Here is a 13,449-nt window from a genome sequence, read left to right on the forward strand (position 1 = left end):
GTTTGACAGCAATAATGTGAAAAACGTCACATTTCAATGAATAGGACGTCCGCATTCCGAATTTGGACACAAAAAAACCCCTCTTGCTGAGGGGCATCGCTTAATGGGACGGTGTTTCAAACTGCTCTGCCTCGGTCGATCCGGCAAGTGCCGTCGTTGACGACTGACCTCCGGAGATGACGAGCGACACCTCATCGAAGTACCCGGTCCCGACTTCCCGTTGGTGACGTGTCGCCGTGTAGCCATGCTGTTCAGCACTGAACTCGGCTTGTTGCAACTCGGAGTAGGCAGCCATACCGCGGTCCTTATATCCGCGCGCGAGCTCGAACATGCCGAAGTTGAGCGAGTGGAAACCGGCGAGCGTGACGAACTGGAACTTGTAGCCCATCGCCCCGATTTCTTGTTGGAACGTGGCGATCTCGTCATCCGACAGCTTCTTCTTCCAGTTGAACGAAGGCGAGCAGTTGTAGGCGAGCAGTTTTCCCGGATACTTGGCGTGAATCGCGTCCGCGAATTGGCGCGCTTCGTCCAAATCTGGCTCCGACGTCTCGCACCAGACGAGGTCGGCGTACGGGGCGTAGGCGAGACCGCGGGCGATAGCTTGTTCGATGCCCGCTTCGGTCCGGTAAAACCCTTCCGGCGTCCGGTCACCGACGATGAACGGGTGGTCGACCGGATCGATATCGCTCGTGATCAAGTTCGCCGCATGCGCGTCCGTCCGGGCGACAATGATCGTCGACACGCCCATGACGTCCGCCGCGAGGCGGGCCGCAATCAAGTTCTTCACGGCCGTCTGTGTCGGCAGCAACACTTTTCCGCCCAGGTGTCCGCACTTCTTCTCCGAAGACAGTTGGTCTTCGAGGTGGACACCGGCCGCTCCCGCTTCAATCATCGCTTTCGTCAGTTCAAAGACGTTCAACACTCCGCCGAACCCGGCTTCCATATCAGCGACGATCGGGGCGAACCAGTGCGTGTCGCCTTTCCCTTCCGCCGTTTGAATTTGGTCGGCCCGTTGTAGCGCCTGATTGATCCGTTTCACGACACTCGGCACGGAGTTGGCCGGATACAGGCTTTGATCCGGATACATATGCCCGGAAAGGTTCGCATCGGCAGCGACTTGCCAGCCGCTTAAGTAAATGGCCTCTAACCCCGCTTTCACTTGTTGGATCGCTTGGTTCCCCGTGAGGGCACCGAGGGCATGCACGTAATCGCGCTCATGGAGCAGTTCCCATAGCCGTTCCGCCCCTCTCACCGCGAGCGTGTGTTCGATCAAAATTGATCCGCGAAGTTTCATCACGTCGTCGATCCCATACGGACGCTCAACCCCGTCAAACCGTTCTGATTGAAGCATTTCCTCAAGTTGTTTGCGCTGTTCGTTCATTTTCATTCCTCCTGTATTATATTATTTATTTTTATTATCTTTTGTTATATAACAGATGATGCACACTTAATCCAAGTAAGCACAGCACTCAAGCGCCGACTTGAACGTCGAGTGCTCCATCCCGCAACAGCGGCAGACGTTCTCTTCATCGCGCTCTTCCGGCTTGCGGAAGACGACGACTTCTTCGACCGGTTCTCTCGTGATTTGAAGTGAACCGTCTGTCCGATCGAGGACGAGACGCATCAAGTCGTTCCCGTAGACGAACGCCGTGTTGGCGAGCGTCGCTGTCGATTCTCCCGAAACGATGCGGCGGACGACCCAGCGTTCAATCAATTGTTCACTTTCAAGTTTTTTCGTTGTCATGATGATGCTCCTCCTTTTACATTTTCCCGTGTCGACTGTTCGATGAATTCACGACGGCGCCGATGTAAGATCGGTTCCGTATACCCGCTCGGCGAGTCCGTTCCTTGGAACACCAAGTCTCTCGCGGCTTGATAGGCAAGCGAGCGTCCCACGTCAGGCGTCATCGGCCGATATTGCGGGTCTCCCGCGTTTTGCGCGTCGACGACCTCGGCCATACGCCGGAGCGTCGCTTCCACTTGTTCTTTCGTACAGACACCGTGATACAGCCAATTGGCCACGTGTTGGCTCGAGATGCGGAGCGTCGCCCGGTCTTCCATCAACCCGATGTGGTGAATGTCCGGCACTTTGGAGCAGCCGACCCCTTGCTCGACCCAGCGGACGACGTAACCGAGCAACCCTTGCAAGTTGTTCTCGAGCTCCTCGTTCACTTCTTCTGCCGTATACTCGTTCGTCGCCAACGGGATCTCGAGGAGACGTCGCTGTTCGCCCTCTGTGTCGAACGGTTCGTCCAATAGCTCACGTTGGACACCGGATGCGTCGACTTGATGGTAATGCAGCACATGGAGTGTCGCCGCTGTCGGTGATGGCACCCATGCTGTCGTGGCACCTGATCGGACGTGATTGACCTTGTCCCGCATCATGTCATTCATCCGGTCCGGCATCGCCCACATCCCTTTGCCGATTTGGCCGCGGCGATGAAAACCTGCCCCGAGTCCGACGCGAACGTTCAAACGTTCGTAGGCGTCAAGCCACTCTGACGTCTTCATCTCGCCCTTTCGGCGCATCGGCCCAAGCGTGAGCGACGTGTGAATCTCGTCCCCGGTTCGATCGAGGAAGCCAGTGTTGATGAAGACGACACGCCCTTTCACCTGATGGATGCAATTCTTCAAGTTGAGCGACGTCCGCCGCTCTTCATCCATCACCCCGACCTTGATCGTATGGCGCGGCACGTCGATCAAGTCCTCGATGGTGTCGAACAAATCGTTCGTGAAGGCGACTTCTTTTGAACCGTGCATCTTCGGTTTGACGATATAGATGGAGCGTTCACGAGAATTTCGGTTCGCATCCAAGTGACGGCTTGCGATCAAGGCGGTGAATATGCCGTCCACGATCCCCTCGGGCACTTCACGCCCTTCCCCGTCCAGAATCAAATCTGTCGTCATCAAATGACCGACGTTTCGGATGAAGAGCAAGGCTCGTCCCGGCAACACGACTTCACGTCCGCCCGTCCCGATGTAATGACGGTCGGGATTCAACGTCCGCGTGAGCGACTGGTCCCCTTTTTTGAACGTGGCCTCGAGCGTGCCGTCCATCAATCCGAGCCAGTTTTCGTAAAGGTGAACTTTGTCTTCAGCCCGGACGGCCGCGACCGAGTCCTCGCAGTCGACGATCGCCGATAATGCCGATTCGAGCTCAATGTCGACGAGCCCTGCCGGATCGCTCTTCCCGACCGGATGATGACGATCGAATTTCAGCTCGGCATGAAGGCCGTTATGGACGAGCAGCAGACGGTCAGGCGATTCAGGAGAACCTTCGTAGCCGACGAAACAGTGCTGTTGGAACGGAACACGTTTCCCGTCTAGGACGGCATAAGCGGCATCGCCCTCGATGCTGTATCCTTCTGCCTCGCGATGCGTCCCTTCACGGAGCGGGAACGTGTCGTCGAGAAACTGTTTGGCGTAGGCGATGACGGCCGCACCTCGGGTCGGGTTATAACTTTTCGTCTTTTCACCGTCCGACTCATCGATCACGTCAGTGCCGTATAAGGCATCGTAGAGACTTCCCCACCTCGCGTTGGCCGCGTTCAAGGCGTAGCGCGCATTGTCGAGCGGGACGACGAGTTGCGGTCCGGCTTTTTGTGCGATCTCCGAGTCGACGTTCGAGACGTCGATTTGGAAGTCCTGGACGACCGGCTCGATGTAACCGATCGATCGAAGGAAACGTTCGTACTCGTTCACTTCAACATTGTGTTTATGGTCGCTGTACCATTCCTGTAACAGTCGCTCAAACGACTCACGTTCTTGGAGCAACGTCTCATTTCGAGGAATGAACTCGTCAAGTATGCGTTCGACCCCTTGCCAAAATGGATGGTGTTCTGCTGCTTCCGGCAATACACGAGCCGAAACGAAGTCGAGCAGCTGCCGATGTACGCGATAAGTTCCTATTTGCTTATACTGTTCCAAGCCTTCACATCCTCTCGTATTCATTGTTATATATCAGTTGACTTTAATATAAACTATTATATAACAGTTTGGCAACACGTTTTTAAAACTTTTTATTTGCGACCTGGCGACAAAGACGTTAGGATGAATTACATGAGCTATCAATGATTGAGTTATCAATCAGTTAAGGGGGATTATCGATGCGCGACTCTTGTTCGCCTAGCGACCAAATTCTCTACAACATCATCACTGTACAAAAAGAACTCAGTCAACTGTTCGATTCAGAAATGGATGGCCTGAGCCTGAGCCGATATGATATTTTGAACAACTTGAATCACGTCGGTCCGCTTCGTCAACGCGAGCTGCAACAGCGGGTCGATGTCGATCATGCCGCTATCACACGCCACTTGAAACAACTTGAAGCACAAGGGCTGATCGCTCGTGAACGTTGTCCCCAAGACAATCGCGTCATCTATGTCGACTTGACTGACCTCGGTCGAGACAAGATCGCACATTGGACCGAGCAAAAGAAGTGCTTGTCGGACCGACTTTTTGTAAACATGAAGGTAGAGGAGCAACAGCAATTGCTCGACCTGTTAAACACGTTACAACACAACATTCAACATGAAAGGAAGACTTTAATATGAATACGACGACACAGAAAGACTTTATGGAGATTGTGAAAGGACGCCGCTCAATCCGTGTCTACGATGAGAGCGTCAAAATCTCAAAAGATGAGATGACACAAATCCTCGAGGAAGCGACGACCGCCCCGTCTTCCCTCAATCTGCAGCCATGGCGCTTCGTCGTCATCGACAGTGCCGAAGGGAAAGAAACACTTCTCCCGCTTGCGAGCTTCAACAAGCGCCAAGTCGAGACGTCTGCAGCCGTGATCGCCATCTTCGCTGACTATCAAATGGCCGATTACACGGAAGAGATCTTTGATACGGCCGTCGAGCGTGGCCTCATGCCGCCAGAAGTCCGTGACCGTCAAGTCGATATGATCAAAGGCATCTTTAAAGACGCACCGAACGAAGCGATCAAAGACAGCATCTTGCTCGATTCTGGTCTCGTCGCGATGCAGCTCATGCTCGTCGCCCGTGCCCACGGCTACGATACGAACCCGATCGGTGGCTACGACAAGAAGAACATCGCCGAAGCGTTCGGTCTTGAAAAAGAGCGCTACCTCCCGGTCATGCTCCTCTCAATCGGGAAGGCCGCAGAAGAAGGTTACCCATCGGTCCGTTTCCCAATCGACCGCATCACAGACTGGAAATAAGCAAAGGCTCAATCGCTTCGAGGCGATTGAGCTTTTTTTTCATCCGATATATTTGACGACCTCGTTGAATTCACGCCGTGTCTTCGGTGCGAAATCGCGGGCCCGATGTCCGAACGCGACCATGACCGAAAGGGACCACGCCCCTCGTTCCATGACCCCTTCTGAAATCAGCAACTCGTCGATTTCGGCTTGATTGAACCCTTCGATCGGGCACGAGTCGATCCCGATTTGGGCTGCGGCCGTCATCATGTTACCAAGCGGGATATACGTCTGGCGCTTGATCCACTCTTGGAACGCACGCTCATCGTCAAGGAGACGATAATCGGTTTCTTGGAACGCCTGCACACGCTTGATTCGTTGCGCATACTCCTCCTCGGTCCGTCCTTGGACGTCCGTGACGATGTGACGGATATAGTCCGAGTCGTAGCGCATCGCCTCAGGGGTGCGCGCTAAAATCAAGACGAAATGACTCGCCGTCAGCGCTTGTCCTTGGGCTCCCCAAGCCTGCTGTTTGATCTTTTGGAGCAAATCTTCACGACGGACGACGACGAACTGCCACGGCTCGAATCCGAACGAGCTTGGTGACAATCGGCCCGTCTCCAAGATGAATTCAAAATCGTCCTCATCGATCTTGCGATCCGCATCGAACTCTTTCGTCGCTTGACGCCAACGGTACGCTTCCAAAATGTCTTTCTTCTTCATCCACTTCACTCCTCATTCACCAAGATGATTCCATCATATCAAAACGATAAATTAGAAACCGCTCATGAAGATTCTTGAGCGGCAACCGCACGTCCTGCACGTAGCGGAACGGCGTCTCGTCGTTTAGAAAGTGCAAGTATTCGTCAGCTGGATAGTACAAGATGATATCGACCGGACGTGGCGAAAGTTCCACCGAATCAATGATATTGCCGACGACCTCGCGGAACACGTTTACCGAGAACGGATTGAAGAAATAAAATCGGTTCGCCTCGGGCGGAATCAGAAATCGTTCGGCGTACTCGCGGACGAGTTGAACGCTCCCGCGCGTTCGATGCTTTTTCGCATAATTCATCCAGTTTTCAAGTGCGGCCTCATGATAGCCGCCATCCATTTCGACGCCAATCGCCCGGACGCGGAACGTGTAGGCAAAGTAAAACGGGAGACGCCCTTTTCCGGAACCGAAATCGACGACCGTGTCGGTTGAAGCGAGCGGATATGCGTCCCGCAGTAAATCGAGCGCCTCATACGGCGTCGGCTCGTACCGATGATATTCGACCGAGGCCGGAAAACCTTGTTGCGGTTTCGCCGTCTCGATTTGAAGCAGTCGTTCATATTGTTGTTCAGTCATCTCATCATTTCTTCCTTCCTTCGATGGTACGAAAGAACGGATGCCGTTTCATCTCTGTCAGAAACGCGCTCCGCTCTTGCCAGATCACATATCCGATATACAACGGGATCACGAGCTTGAACCAGCTCGGCACGAGTAGAAACCCTGTGACCGCGAGCGGGATGAGCCGCAACCACAAGTTGCGGTGGCTCGGCGTCCGCATGTACAGCAAGATCGCAAGCGTACGCTCAACCGAGCCAAACCGCTTCGCTTCGGGTCGATAATAGGGACGCTTTCGCAAGTTCGGTTTTTCAAACACGCCTGACGTCGATAACAGTGAACGGTCAAACGACGTACGGACGTTGGCGGCATGCTCGACTTCGCGGCCAATATACGGGTGGCGCGAAAGCCAGCCCTCCCCCGCAAGAAGCGCAAAGGCGACACTTCCGCTGCCGAGGACGACCGCGAGTAGCGGCAAATCCGTGAGCAGCGCATACGTGGAGAAGAACGCGACGACAGGTACGAGGAGCCGGAGTGACCAATGGGTCCGGCTCATATCTAGAAGATAGCGCAACCACATGTGAAGCCACGCCACGAGCAAGAGCGCGAAACCGAATGCGAAGAGCGAGACGATCGGCCATCCGTGAAGCTTGAGTACCGGTGCCAACAGTCCGAGGACGAGCATGTACTTCATTCCCATGCCGACAAGGTGATACCCGATCGAATAGCGTTTCAATGCCGAGACCAAGTCACGATTCGCGACAATCGTGACGTCCGCTCGCTCGACCCATGCGAAGAAGTTGTCTTGCAACTGAATCAAGAGGAGGACGGCTGCCCACGCGAGCATCGGGACGTCTAGAAGCCATGCGTAGGCGCCTTGCCAAATCAATGCGTATTGATAGCCGAGAAAGAGCGCGAACGGGATGACCCCATACAGGACGATTGTCCAATCAAAAACAAGCCGCCACGTCTTCCATTGATTTATGAGATGTGTCCGGACACGCCGAACCCATACGTCTCGGACCGTCATCGCATGGCCACGTCTTCCATCATATCGAACAACGACTCACCGGCAGTTTGTAGGCTGGTCCGGATTTCTTGTTTCGTCCCGCTCGCGAGCATGCGCCCGTTATCGATCCAGACGAAACGGTCACATAACCTGTCTGCCGTATCGAGCACATGGGTTACGAGGAGGACGCCCGTGCCTTGGCGCCGCTCTTCTTCGAGCAGGCGGAGCAACTGGATCGTCGTCGTCGCGTCGAGGCCGACGAACGGTTCATCGACGAGAAGAAACTCCGCCTCTTGAATGAGCGCCAAGAGGATCATCGCTTTTTGTTTCATCCCTTTCGAAAACGAGGCGATGTAGTCGTGCTGCACCGACTCCAACCGAAACAATTGGAGTAACCTGTTCGTCCGTGTCGATGTCTCGATTTCCGTCAGTTCCGTGACGAGCGCGATATGTTCAGCGAGCGTCAAATAGTCATAGTAAATCGGTTGCTCAGGAATGTAGGCGTAACTTCCGCTATCCACCGTTCCGCGCATCCACGGGATCGTCCCGGTGAGACAGGCGATGGTCGTGCTCTTACCGGCCCCGTTCGACCCGATCATCCCGACGATCTCTCCAGGATGAACCTCGAACTCGATTTCTTCAATCACGGCTTCTCCGGACTCATAGCCGGCACGCTGTATATGAACGTCCATCGAACTCCTCCCAATATCGTGAGATTCTGTGTATTTTTCTGTATCTATCATATCACTTCTCAAAAATGTGGCATAATAACGCTTGTCACCCCAAGAATAAAGGAGTAGAGCCATATGCAACATTACTTGACCATCGACATCGGCGGAACGAGCATCAAATACGGAATCGTCCAATCCGACGGAACCTTGCTGTCGAACAAAAACGTCCCCACCCCTGCGACGTGGGACGGCTTGCTTGAACAAGTCGATTTGATATTTAACGAGACACCTGCTGAAACGTCGATTGCCGGTATCGCCATCAGCGCACCAGGAGCCGTCGATTCGGCGAGCGGCGTGATTCATGGAATCAGCGCGTTGCCTTACATTCACGACCGTCCGTTCTTACAGGCGTTCAAAAACCGCTACAGCTTGCCCGTCACCGTCTTGAATGACGCCAACGCGGCGGCACTCGCCGAAGGCTGGACCGGGGGAGCCGCTTCTACAGCGCGCTATGCGACCGTCGTCATCGGAACGGGTATCGGCGGAGCGTTCATCGATAAAAATGAGGTGATGATCGGCTCCCACTTCCATGGTGGCGAGTTCGGTTATTGGATTCTCGACCCGTCACTTCCCCATCCGGACGGCACGTGGAGTAAAGTCGGCGCCACCGCCGTCCTCGTCAAGCGGTGCAGCGACCGTCTCGGCCGGCCGTTGACTGGAAAAGACATCTTCGAACTCCAAACCGCCCCGGTCGTTCAAGAGGAGTTGGAGCGATTTTATCGTTGGAACGCGATCGGTATTTACAACATCCAGTTCAGCTTGGACCCGGAACGTATTTTGATCGGCGGCGGCATTAGCCGTCGTCCTGAAGTACGGGACGGGATCAAGCGCCATCTCGATGAACTGTGCGACGCGTTCGGAACGTTCCGAATCGATGTCGAGACGTGTCAGCATTTCAACGAGGCGAACTTGATCGGGGCGGCCCGATTCCATATGTTGAATGCATGAAAAGGGCTTCGTTCACCTCGAGTGAACAAAGCCCTTTTATTGTGCTATTCGGTCTTCGTGAAGCTGATGATACACCTCGTCGCGGATGGCACGAGACGTCCGTTCATGGATGATCATATGGGCCCGGATGATTCGGTTCGTTCGCTCGTCGATCACTCCCGTCTCCACGTATCGATCAAGGATTGGCAAACTGAAGTCTCCTAGCGGCAAATAGGCGATCGCAATCGTGTCTTGCCCTGACTTCACAGACACTTGGACCCCGTTCACTTCCGGAAAGAAATACGATTCATAGTACGGCTCGATGACGAGCTCGTCTCTCGAGGCGTCACGAGCCTCCGGGACTGTCGTCGGCAAGGCGATAAAGTAAACCATTTGATCGAACGAGAACGACACGTCCTGTAACGAGACGTTCAAACGCGCGGCCTCCCGTTTGGCAATCGAACGCAAAATCAGCCGGTAACACGGACGGCTCGTGAACAACAAAGTCCCGACGAAGACGACAACCATGATCATGACACTGAACTCACTCATAACGGTACCCCTTCCCAGCGGCACACTTGATTTTTCCCGCGTGACTTGGCCGCATAAAGCGCTTGGTCGGCGCATTCAATCAGCTGTTCACCGGTTTGATGCAAGAGCGTATGTTTCGAGGCGACACCGAAACTGAGCGTCAACTGCCCGCCCGGTTGTGTCTCCCCATGTGTGAAACGGGTCTGCAGAACGGCGGTCCGAATCCTCTCGGCCACATGCGACGCCTCGACTTCGTCAAAGCGCGGCAACAGGACGACGAACTCCTCGCCCCCGAACCGATACGCCATTTGCTCGTCCGGTACGCTGCGCCGGATGACACTCGCGAGCCGCGTCAATAGCTCGTTTCCTGCCAAGTGTCCGTTCGTATCGTTGTACTGTTTGAAATGGTCGATATCCATGACGATGAGCGATAACTCCTCGTCCTCGCACTCACGGAACAACACGTCCAAGTCTTGCTCGAACGAACGGTGATTTTTCAAACGGGTCAAACCGTCACGAAGGGCGAGCGTTTCAATCCGTTGGTAGAGCGTCGTCTGGTGCAACGCCAACGAAGCCTGTTCCGCAATCGGCCGTACCCCGTCGATTTTTTGCGGTGTGATCGGTTTCTTGTTGACGACGTTATCGATGACGAGCAGACCGTACGGGATGCCTTGATGATGGAGCGGGAAAATCGTGCATTCGTCCATCTGTAATTCCGTATGTAGCAATCTAAGCACCGGGTCGTCGGTAATGCTCGCATAGACGTGGAGCGGCCGTCCCGAATCGAGCGTTCGTCTGAACGCGTGCTCGTCGTTAAACGGAATCGTCATCTTTCGAACCCGTTCATTCAATTGCTCGTCGTGCGTCGCATCCGTCTCTTTTTCATCAATCAAATCTTGCAGGTCATAATGTTGGCGGGTAATTTCTTCCCAAATTTGATATCCTTCTTCCGGATTCATCGGTCCGGTGCCCATGACGCCGTAAATACTATCTTTTTCAGGATCGGCAAAGAAAATGATAGAGCGGTTGAAACCGAGCCCGTGCCCGGCCGTCACCGACGTCAATATCGTTTGTAACAAGCGGTCCAAGTCGAGCGTGTCCTGCATCGTAAAGCTGACTTCCCGGAAGACGTTCAACTGCCGTGAGCTCGCCGTCAACATACGCAACCGTTCTGATCGTTCTCGCTTTAACTGCTGGATGTAACCGAATAAAAGCGCAGCTCCGAGACCGAAAAAGACATAACTAAGCAGTAACGGGAACGACAGCGTCCCGGATTGACTGTACACGAGAAGCCAACTGACAACAATTGCCGTCAACATCCCTTTTACTTGAAAGCAAACAAGCCCCGTCACGATGAGGAGGAGCACCGACCAATGAAAATCGTAGAAATCGAACAACATCCCGTGCCAAATGACGACGAGACTGCTTGCCCCGACAAGCAGCCAACGATTCAACGACGGTGTCGTCATCAACCGAAGTAAATTGATGACGAATGTGATCACGACGATGCCACCAATCCATATACCGTATATCATCGCTCCCCCTCATTTCATAAAAATCATCTCAATTTATATTATAGTGCGATTCGATGTGACCGGGACAATGTTTGCCCAATCACTGACCAAACTTTTAAGTTCCTTGAAGGATTTTCCAACAAACCCACTCCGATATTTTACATAATCTTTCCCTATACTTTAGCGCACTAACGTGAAATGATAGAAATACCTAGCCCAACTAAGTGAGGTGGAAGCGTGACCCGCACCGAATATGAAGAAGCATCAAAGATATTAATACACCTGTTCAATACCGCAGCTTTCGTTGGTATCGACTTCGGCTCCGGCCCGAATCACCACCTACTCTACTTCAAACGAAGTAATCACGAGACATGGCTGTCCATTGAAGGACCGTGGCACGTTCACACTGCCGATGCCCCTTTCGATGAAGGCTTACAATTGGAGCGTCTGATCCAGTTGCGACGCGAACGCGTCCATCACGTCCACCTAGGCGATGAGCACCCACATCTCGAATTGACGTTCGAGTCTGGCAACACATTATTCATCAACGGTTTCCATGAACAGTTCGAGAGTTGGCAGGCTGGGGACGCCCGCCCGCTCGGGGGAGACCAATACTTGCTCGTCGCCATGCCACAAGGCGAGCTCGCCGTCTTCGTCGAGGAGGACGTGTGATGGATGTATGGACGGAAATCGCTACGTACATGTTGATTGCGTTTGGCATCAGCCTCGCCATTATCTTCTTGCGCAAAATAACCAAGTCATAAAAAAGAGCGGCCGTGGCCGCTCTTTTTTATTTTACCGTCTCATCTTCGAACAGGCTTGCCCCGTTCGTCCGAATGACGTCTTGATACCAGAAGAACGAATCTTTCCGTGAACGCTCGAGCGTCCCCGACCCGTCGTCATGCTTGTCGACGTAGATGAATCCGTACCGTTTGCTGTATTCACCCGTCGATGCACTGACGAGATCGATACTGCCCCAGCTCGTGTAGCCGATGACGTCGACCCCGTCCTCAATCGCCTCGACCATCGCCTTCAAATGGTCACGCAAGTACTCGATGCGATAATCGTCATGGACCGAACCGTCCGCTTCGACGTTGTCGTACGCCCCGAGACCGTTCTCGACGATGAAGAGCGGGAGCTCATAGCGCTCATACAGTTTGTTCAAGATGACGCGAAGTCCCATCGGATCGATTTCCCAACCCCAGTCGCTCGCTTGAAGATACGGATTTTTGACGCCGCTCATGATGTTCCCGGCTGCCTCGTCTTCCGTCTTCTCCGCCTTCTCCGTCCGTGACATGTAGTAGCTGAGCGAGAAGAAGTCGACCGTGTTCGCTTTCAATGTATCGAGGTCCCCGTCTTCGATGACGAGCTCAATCCCGTTCTCACGGAAGAAGCGTTTCGCGAACGACGGATATTCACCGCGCACGTGCACGTCGCCACAGAAGAAGTTCATCATCCGTTCGGCGTCATGCGCGTACCAGATGTCTTCCGGGTTCGAGCTGTACGGATAGACCGGCGCCGCGATGAGCATGCAGCCGACTTGCGCCGCGGGATCAATCTCGCGGGCCGCCTTCGTCGCGAGTGCGCTCGCCACGAGCTGATGGTGAAGTCCTTGGTACGTCAACTGCAACTGGTCGTCCCCTTCACGGATCGCCATCCCTAGGCTGAGCATCGGCATGAACTGGGCGCCGTTGATTTCGTTGAACGTGAGCCAATACTTGACTTTGCCTTGATAACGTTCGAACAAGACACGGCTATAGCGCTCGAAGAACGTCACGAGGCGACGGTCACGCCAACCTCCGTATGCTGTCGCCAAGTGGAGCGGCATCTCATAGTGTGAGATGGTGACGAGCGGTTCGATTCCTTGTGCGACGAGCTCATCGATGACCCGATCGTAAAATTGGAGACCTTCCTCGTTCGGCTCGAGCTCGTCTCCGTTCGGGAAGATGCGCGACCAGGCGATCGACATCCGGAACGTCTTGAACCCCATCTCCTTGAACAAGGCGATGTCCTCTTTATAGCGATGATAAAAGTCGATTCCCTCATGGTTCGGGTACGTATAGTCTTCGTGGAGAGCAAAATCGAACGACGGATCGTGAATGATTCGCATCCGGTCTTTCCCGCCTGGCATCACATCCGCAATCGATAGCCCCTTGCCACCTTCTTCATATCCGCCTTCGAATTGGTTGGCCGCTGTGGCGCCGCCCCATAAAAAGTTCTTCGCTACTTGTTTCATGTTCATT

The 13,449-nt window shown here is 53.9% G+C and carries 14 protein-coding genes; 4 read left to right on the plus strand and 10 right to left on the minus strand.

Annotated elements, in window-relative coordinates; translation table 11 throughout:
* Positions 1 to 100: 100 nt before the first annotated feature.
* The 3 genes from aceA to P398_RS0101715 all read right to left on the minus strand — a co-directional run bounded on the left by aceA (position 101) and on the right by P398_RS0101715 (position 3,927).
* Positions 101 to 1,381, minus strand: a complete 1,281-nt coding sequence (aceA, locus tag P398_RS0101705; protein WP_029333878.1) for an isocitrate lyase — start codon at positions 1,379 to 1,381, stop codon at positions 101 to 103.
* A gap of 66 nt (positions 1,382 to 1,447) precedes the next feature.
* Positions 1,448 to 1,744: a hypothetical protein gene (locus P398_RS0101710; protein ID WP_024370940.1), complete on the minus strand. Its 297-nt coding sequence runs from the start codon at positions 1,742 to 1,744 to the stop codon at positions 1,448 to 1,450.
* Complete coding sequence (locus P398_RS0101715) at positions 1,741 to 3,927, minus strand: malate synthase G (RefSeq protein ID WP_029333879.1); 2,187 nt, start codon at positions 3,925 to 3,927, stop codon at positions 1,741 to 1,743. Before P398_RS0101715 ends, P398_RS0101710 begins: the two co-directional genes overlap by 4 nt.
* 179 nt (positions 3,928 to 4,106) lie before the next feature.
* Here P398_RS0101715 and P398_RS0101720 point away from each other — a divergent pair, with 179 nt between their 5' ends.
* A complete protein-coding gene (locus tag P398_RS0101720) occupies positions 4,107 to 4,553 on the plus strand; it encodes a MarR family winged helix-turn-helix transcriptional regulator (protein WP_029333880.1) in 447 nt (148 codons plus the stop codon).
* The gene (locus tag P398_RS0101725) at positions 4,550 to 5,185 is read left to right on the plus strand and encodes a nitroreductase family protein (RefSeq protein ID WP_029333881.1); all 636 of its coding nucleotides are present in this window, start codon (positions 4,550 to 4,552) and stop codon (positions 5,183 to 5,185) included. The genes P398_RS0101720 and P398_RS0101725 overlap by 4 nt, the downstream gene beginning before the upstream one ends.
* A gap of 39 nt (positions 5,186 to 5,224) precedes the next feature.
* Here P398_RS0101725 and P398_RS0101730 read toward each other — a convergent pair whose 3' ends face one another.
* Genes P398_RS0101730 through P398_RS0101745 form a run of 4 tightly spaced genes read right to left on the minus strand, consistent with a single transcriptional unit; the run spans position 5,225 to position 8,195 of the window.
* Entirely contained in the window at positions 5,225 to 5,887 is a 663-nt protein-coding gene (locus P398_RS0101730; RefSeq protein WP_029333882.1) for an NAD(P)H-dependent oxidoreductase, read from the minus strand.
* A gap of 16 nt (positions 5,888 to 5,903) precedes the next feature.
* Complete coding sequence (locus P398_RS0101735; RefSeq protein ID WP_029333883.1) at positions 5,904 to 6,515, minus strand: SAM-dependent methyltransferase; 612 nt, start codon at positions 6,513 to 6,515, stop codon at positions 5,904 to 5,906.
* 4 nt (positions 6,516 to 6,519) lie between these two features.
* Positions 6,520 to 7,524, minus strand: a complete 1,005-nt coding sequence (locus P398_RS0101740) for an ABC transporter permease (protein ID WP_029333884.1) — start codon at positions 7,522 to 7,524, stop codon at positions 6,520 to 6,522.
* Positions 7,521 to 8,195, minus strand: coding sequence for an ATP-binding cassette domain-containing protein (locus P398_RS0101745; protein ID WP_029333885.1), 675 nt, complete (start codon positions 8,193 to 8,195; stop codon positions 7,521 to 7,523). The genes P398_RS0101740 and P398_RS0101745 overlap by 4 nt, the downstream gene beginning before the upstream one ends.
* 114 nt (positions 8,196 to 8,309) lie before the next feature.
* Between P398_RS0101745 and P398_RS0101750 the strand changes: the two genes are divergently transcribed.
* On the plus strand, positions 8,310 to 9,182 hold the full coding sequence (locus tag P398_RS0101750; RefSeq protein ID WP_029333886.1) for an ROK family protein: 873 nt from the start codon (positions 8,310 to 8,312) through the stop codon (positions 9,180 to 9,182).
* A 36-nt stretch (positions 9,183 to 9,218) separates the two neighbouring features.
* On the opposite strand, the gene P398_RS0101755 is transcribed toward P398_RS0101750, so the two are convergent.
* Together P398_RS0101755 and P398_RS16290 are read right to left on the minus strand one after the other, a co-directional pair.
* Positions 9,219 to 9,713 carry a hypothetical protein gene (locus tag P398_RS0101755; protein WP_029333887.1) on the minus strand — a complete coding sequence of 165 codons (495 nt, stop codon included), beginning with the start codon at positions 9,711 to 9,713 and terminating at the stop codon, positions 9,219 to 9,221.
* Positions 9,710 to 11,227 (minus strand): sensor domain-containing diguanylate cyclase, encoded by a 1,518-nt coding sequence (locus P398_RS16290; protein WP_051638839.1) that lies wholly within the window; start codon positions 11,225 to 11,227, stop codon positions 9,710 to 9,712. Before P398_RS16290 ends, P398_RS0101755 begins: the two co-directional genes overlap by 4 nt.
* Before the next feature lie 216 nt (positions 11,228 to 11,443).
* Here P398_RS16290 and P398_RS16775 point away from each other — a divergent pair, with 216 nt between their 5' ends.
* Positions 11,444 to 11,878 (plus strand): hypothetical protein, encoded by a 435-nt coding sequence (locus P398_RS16775; protein WP_147287423.1) that lies wholly within the window; start codon positions 11,444 to 11,446, stop codon positions 11,876 to 11,878.
* A 118-nt stretch (positions 11,879 to 11,996) separates the two neighbouring features.
* Here the strand turns inward: P398_RS16775 and P398_RS0101775 are convergent, their stop codons facing one another.
* Positions 11,997 to 13,448 carry a glycoside hydrolase family 1 protein gene (locus P398_RS0101775; protein ID WP_029333890.1) on the minus strand — a complete coding sequence of 484 codons (1,452 nt, stop codon included), beginning with the start codon at positions 13,446 to 13,448 and terminating at the stop codon, positions 11,997 to 11,999.
* Position 13,449: the final 1 nt, after the last annotated feature.

The organism is Exiguobacterium aurantiacum DSM 6208 (genome assembly GCF_000702585.1).
In the GTDB taxonomy this organism is placed as follows: Bacteria; Bacillota; Bacilli; order Exiguobacteriales; family Exiguobacteriaceae; genus Exiguobacterium; species Exiguobacterium aurantiacum.

Bases quoted from the DNA above. Each gene is read 5' to 3' on its own strand.
- aceA (WP_029333878.1), bottom strand. From the start codon at position 1,381: ATGAACGAACAGCGCAAACAACTTGAGGAAATGCTTCAATCAGAACGG.
- P398_RS0101710 (WP_024370940.1), bottom strand. From the start codon at position 1,744: ATGACAACGAAAAAACTTGAAAGTGAACAATTGATTGAACGCTGGGTC.
- P398_RS0101720 (WP_029333880.1), top strand. From the start codon at position 4,107: ATGCGCGACTCTTGTTCGCCTAGCGACCAAATTCTCTACAACATCATC.
- P398_RS0101725 (WP_029333881.1), top strand. From the start codon at position 4,550: ATGAATACGACGACACAGAAAGACTTTATGGAGATTGTGAAAGGACGC.
- P398_RS0101730 (WP_029333882.1), bottom strand. From the start codon at position 5,887: ATGAAGAAGAAAGACATTTTGGAAGCGTACCGTTGGCGTCAAGCGACG.
- P398_RS0101735 (WP_029333883.1), bottom strand. From the start codon at position 6,515: ATGACTGAACAACAATATGAACGACTGCTTCAAATCGAGACGGCGAAA.
- P398_RS0101740 (WP_029333884.1), bottom strand. From the start codon at position 7,524: ATGACGGTCCGAGACGTATGGGTTCGGCGTGTCCGGACACATCTCATA.
- P398_RS0101745 (WP_029333885.1), bottom strand. From the start codon at position 8,195: ATGGACGTTCATATACAGCGTGCCGGCTATGAGTCCGGAGAAGCCGTG.
- P398_RS0101750 (WP_029333886.1), top strand. From the start codon at position 8,310: ATGCAACATTACTTGACCATCGACATCGGCGGAACGAGCATCAAATAC.
- P398_RS0101755 (WP_029333887.1), bottom strand. From the start codon at position 9,713: ATGAGTGAGTTCAGTGTCATGATCATGGTTGTCGTCTTCGTCGGGACT.
- P398_RS16290 (WP_051638839.1), bottom strand. From the start codon at position 11,227: ATGATATACGGTATATGGATTGGTGGCATCGTCGTGATCACATTCGTC.
- P398_RS0101775 (WP_029333890.1), bottom strand. From the start codon at position 13,448: ATGAACATGAAACAAGTAGCGAAGAACTTTTTATGGGGCGGCGCCACA.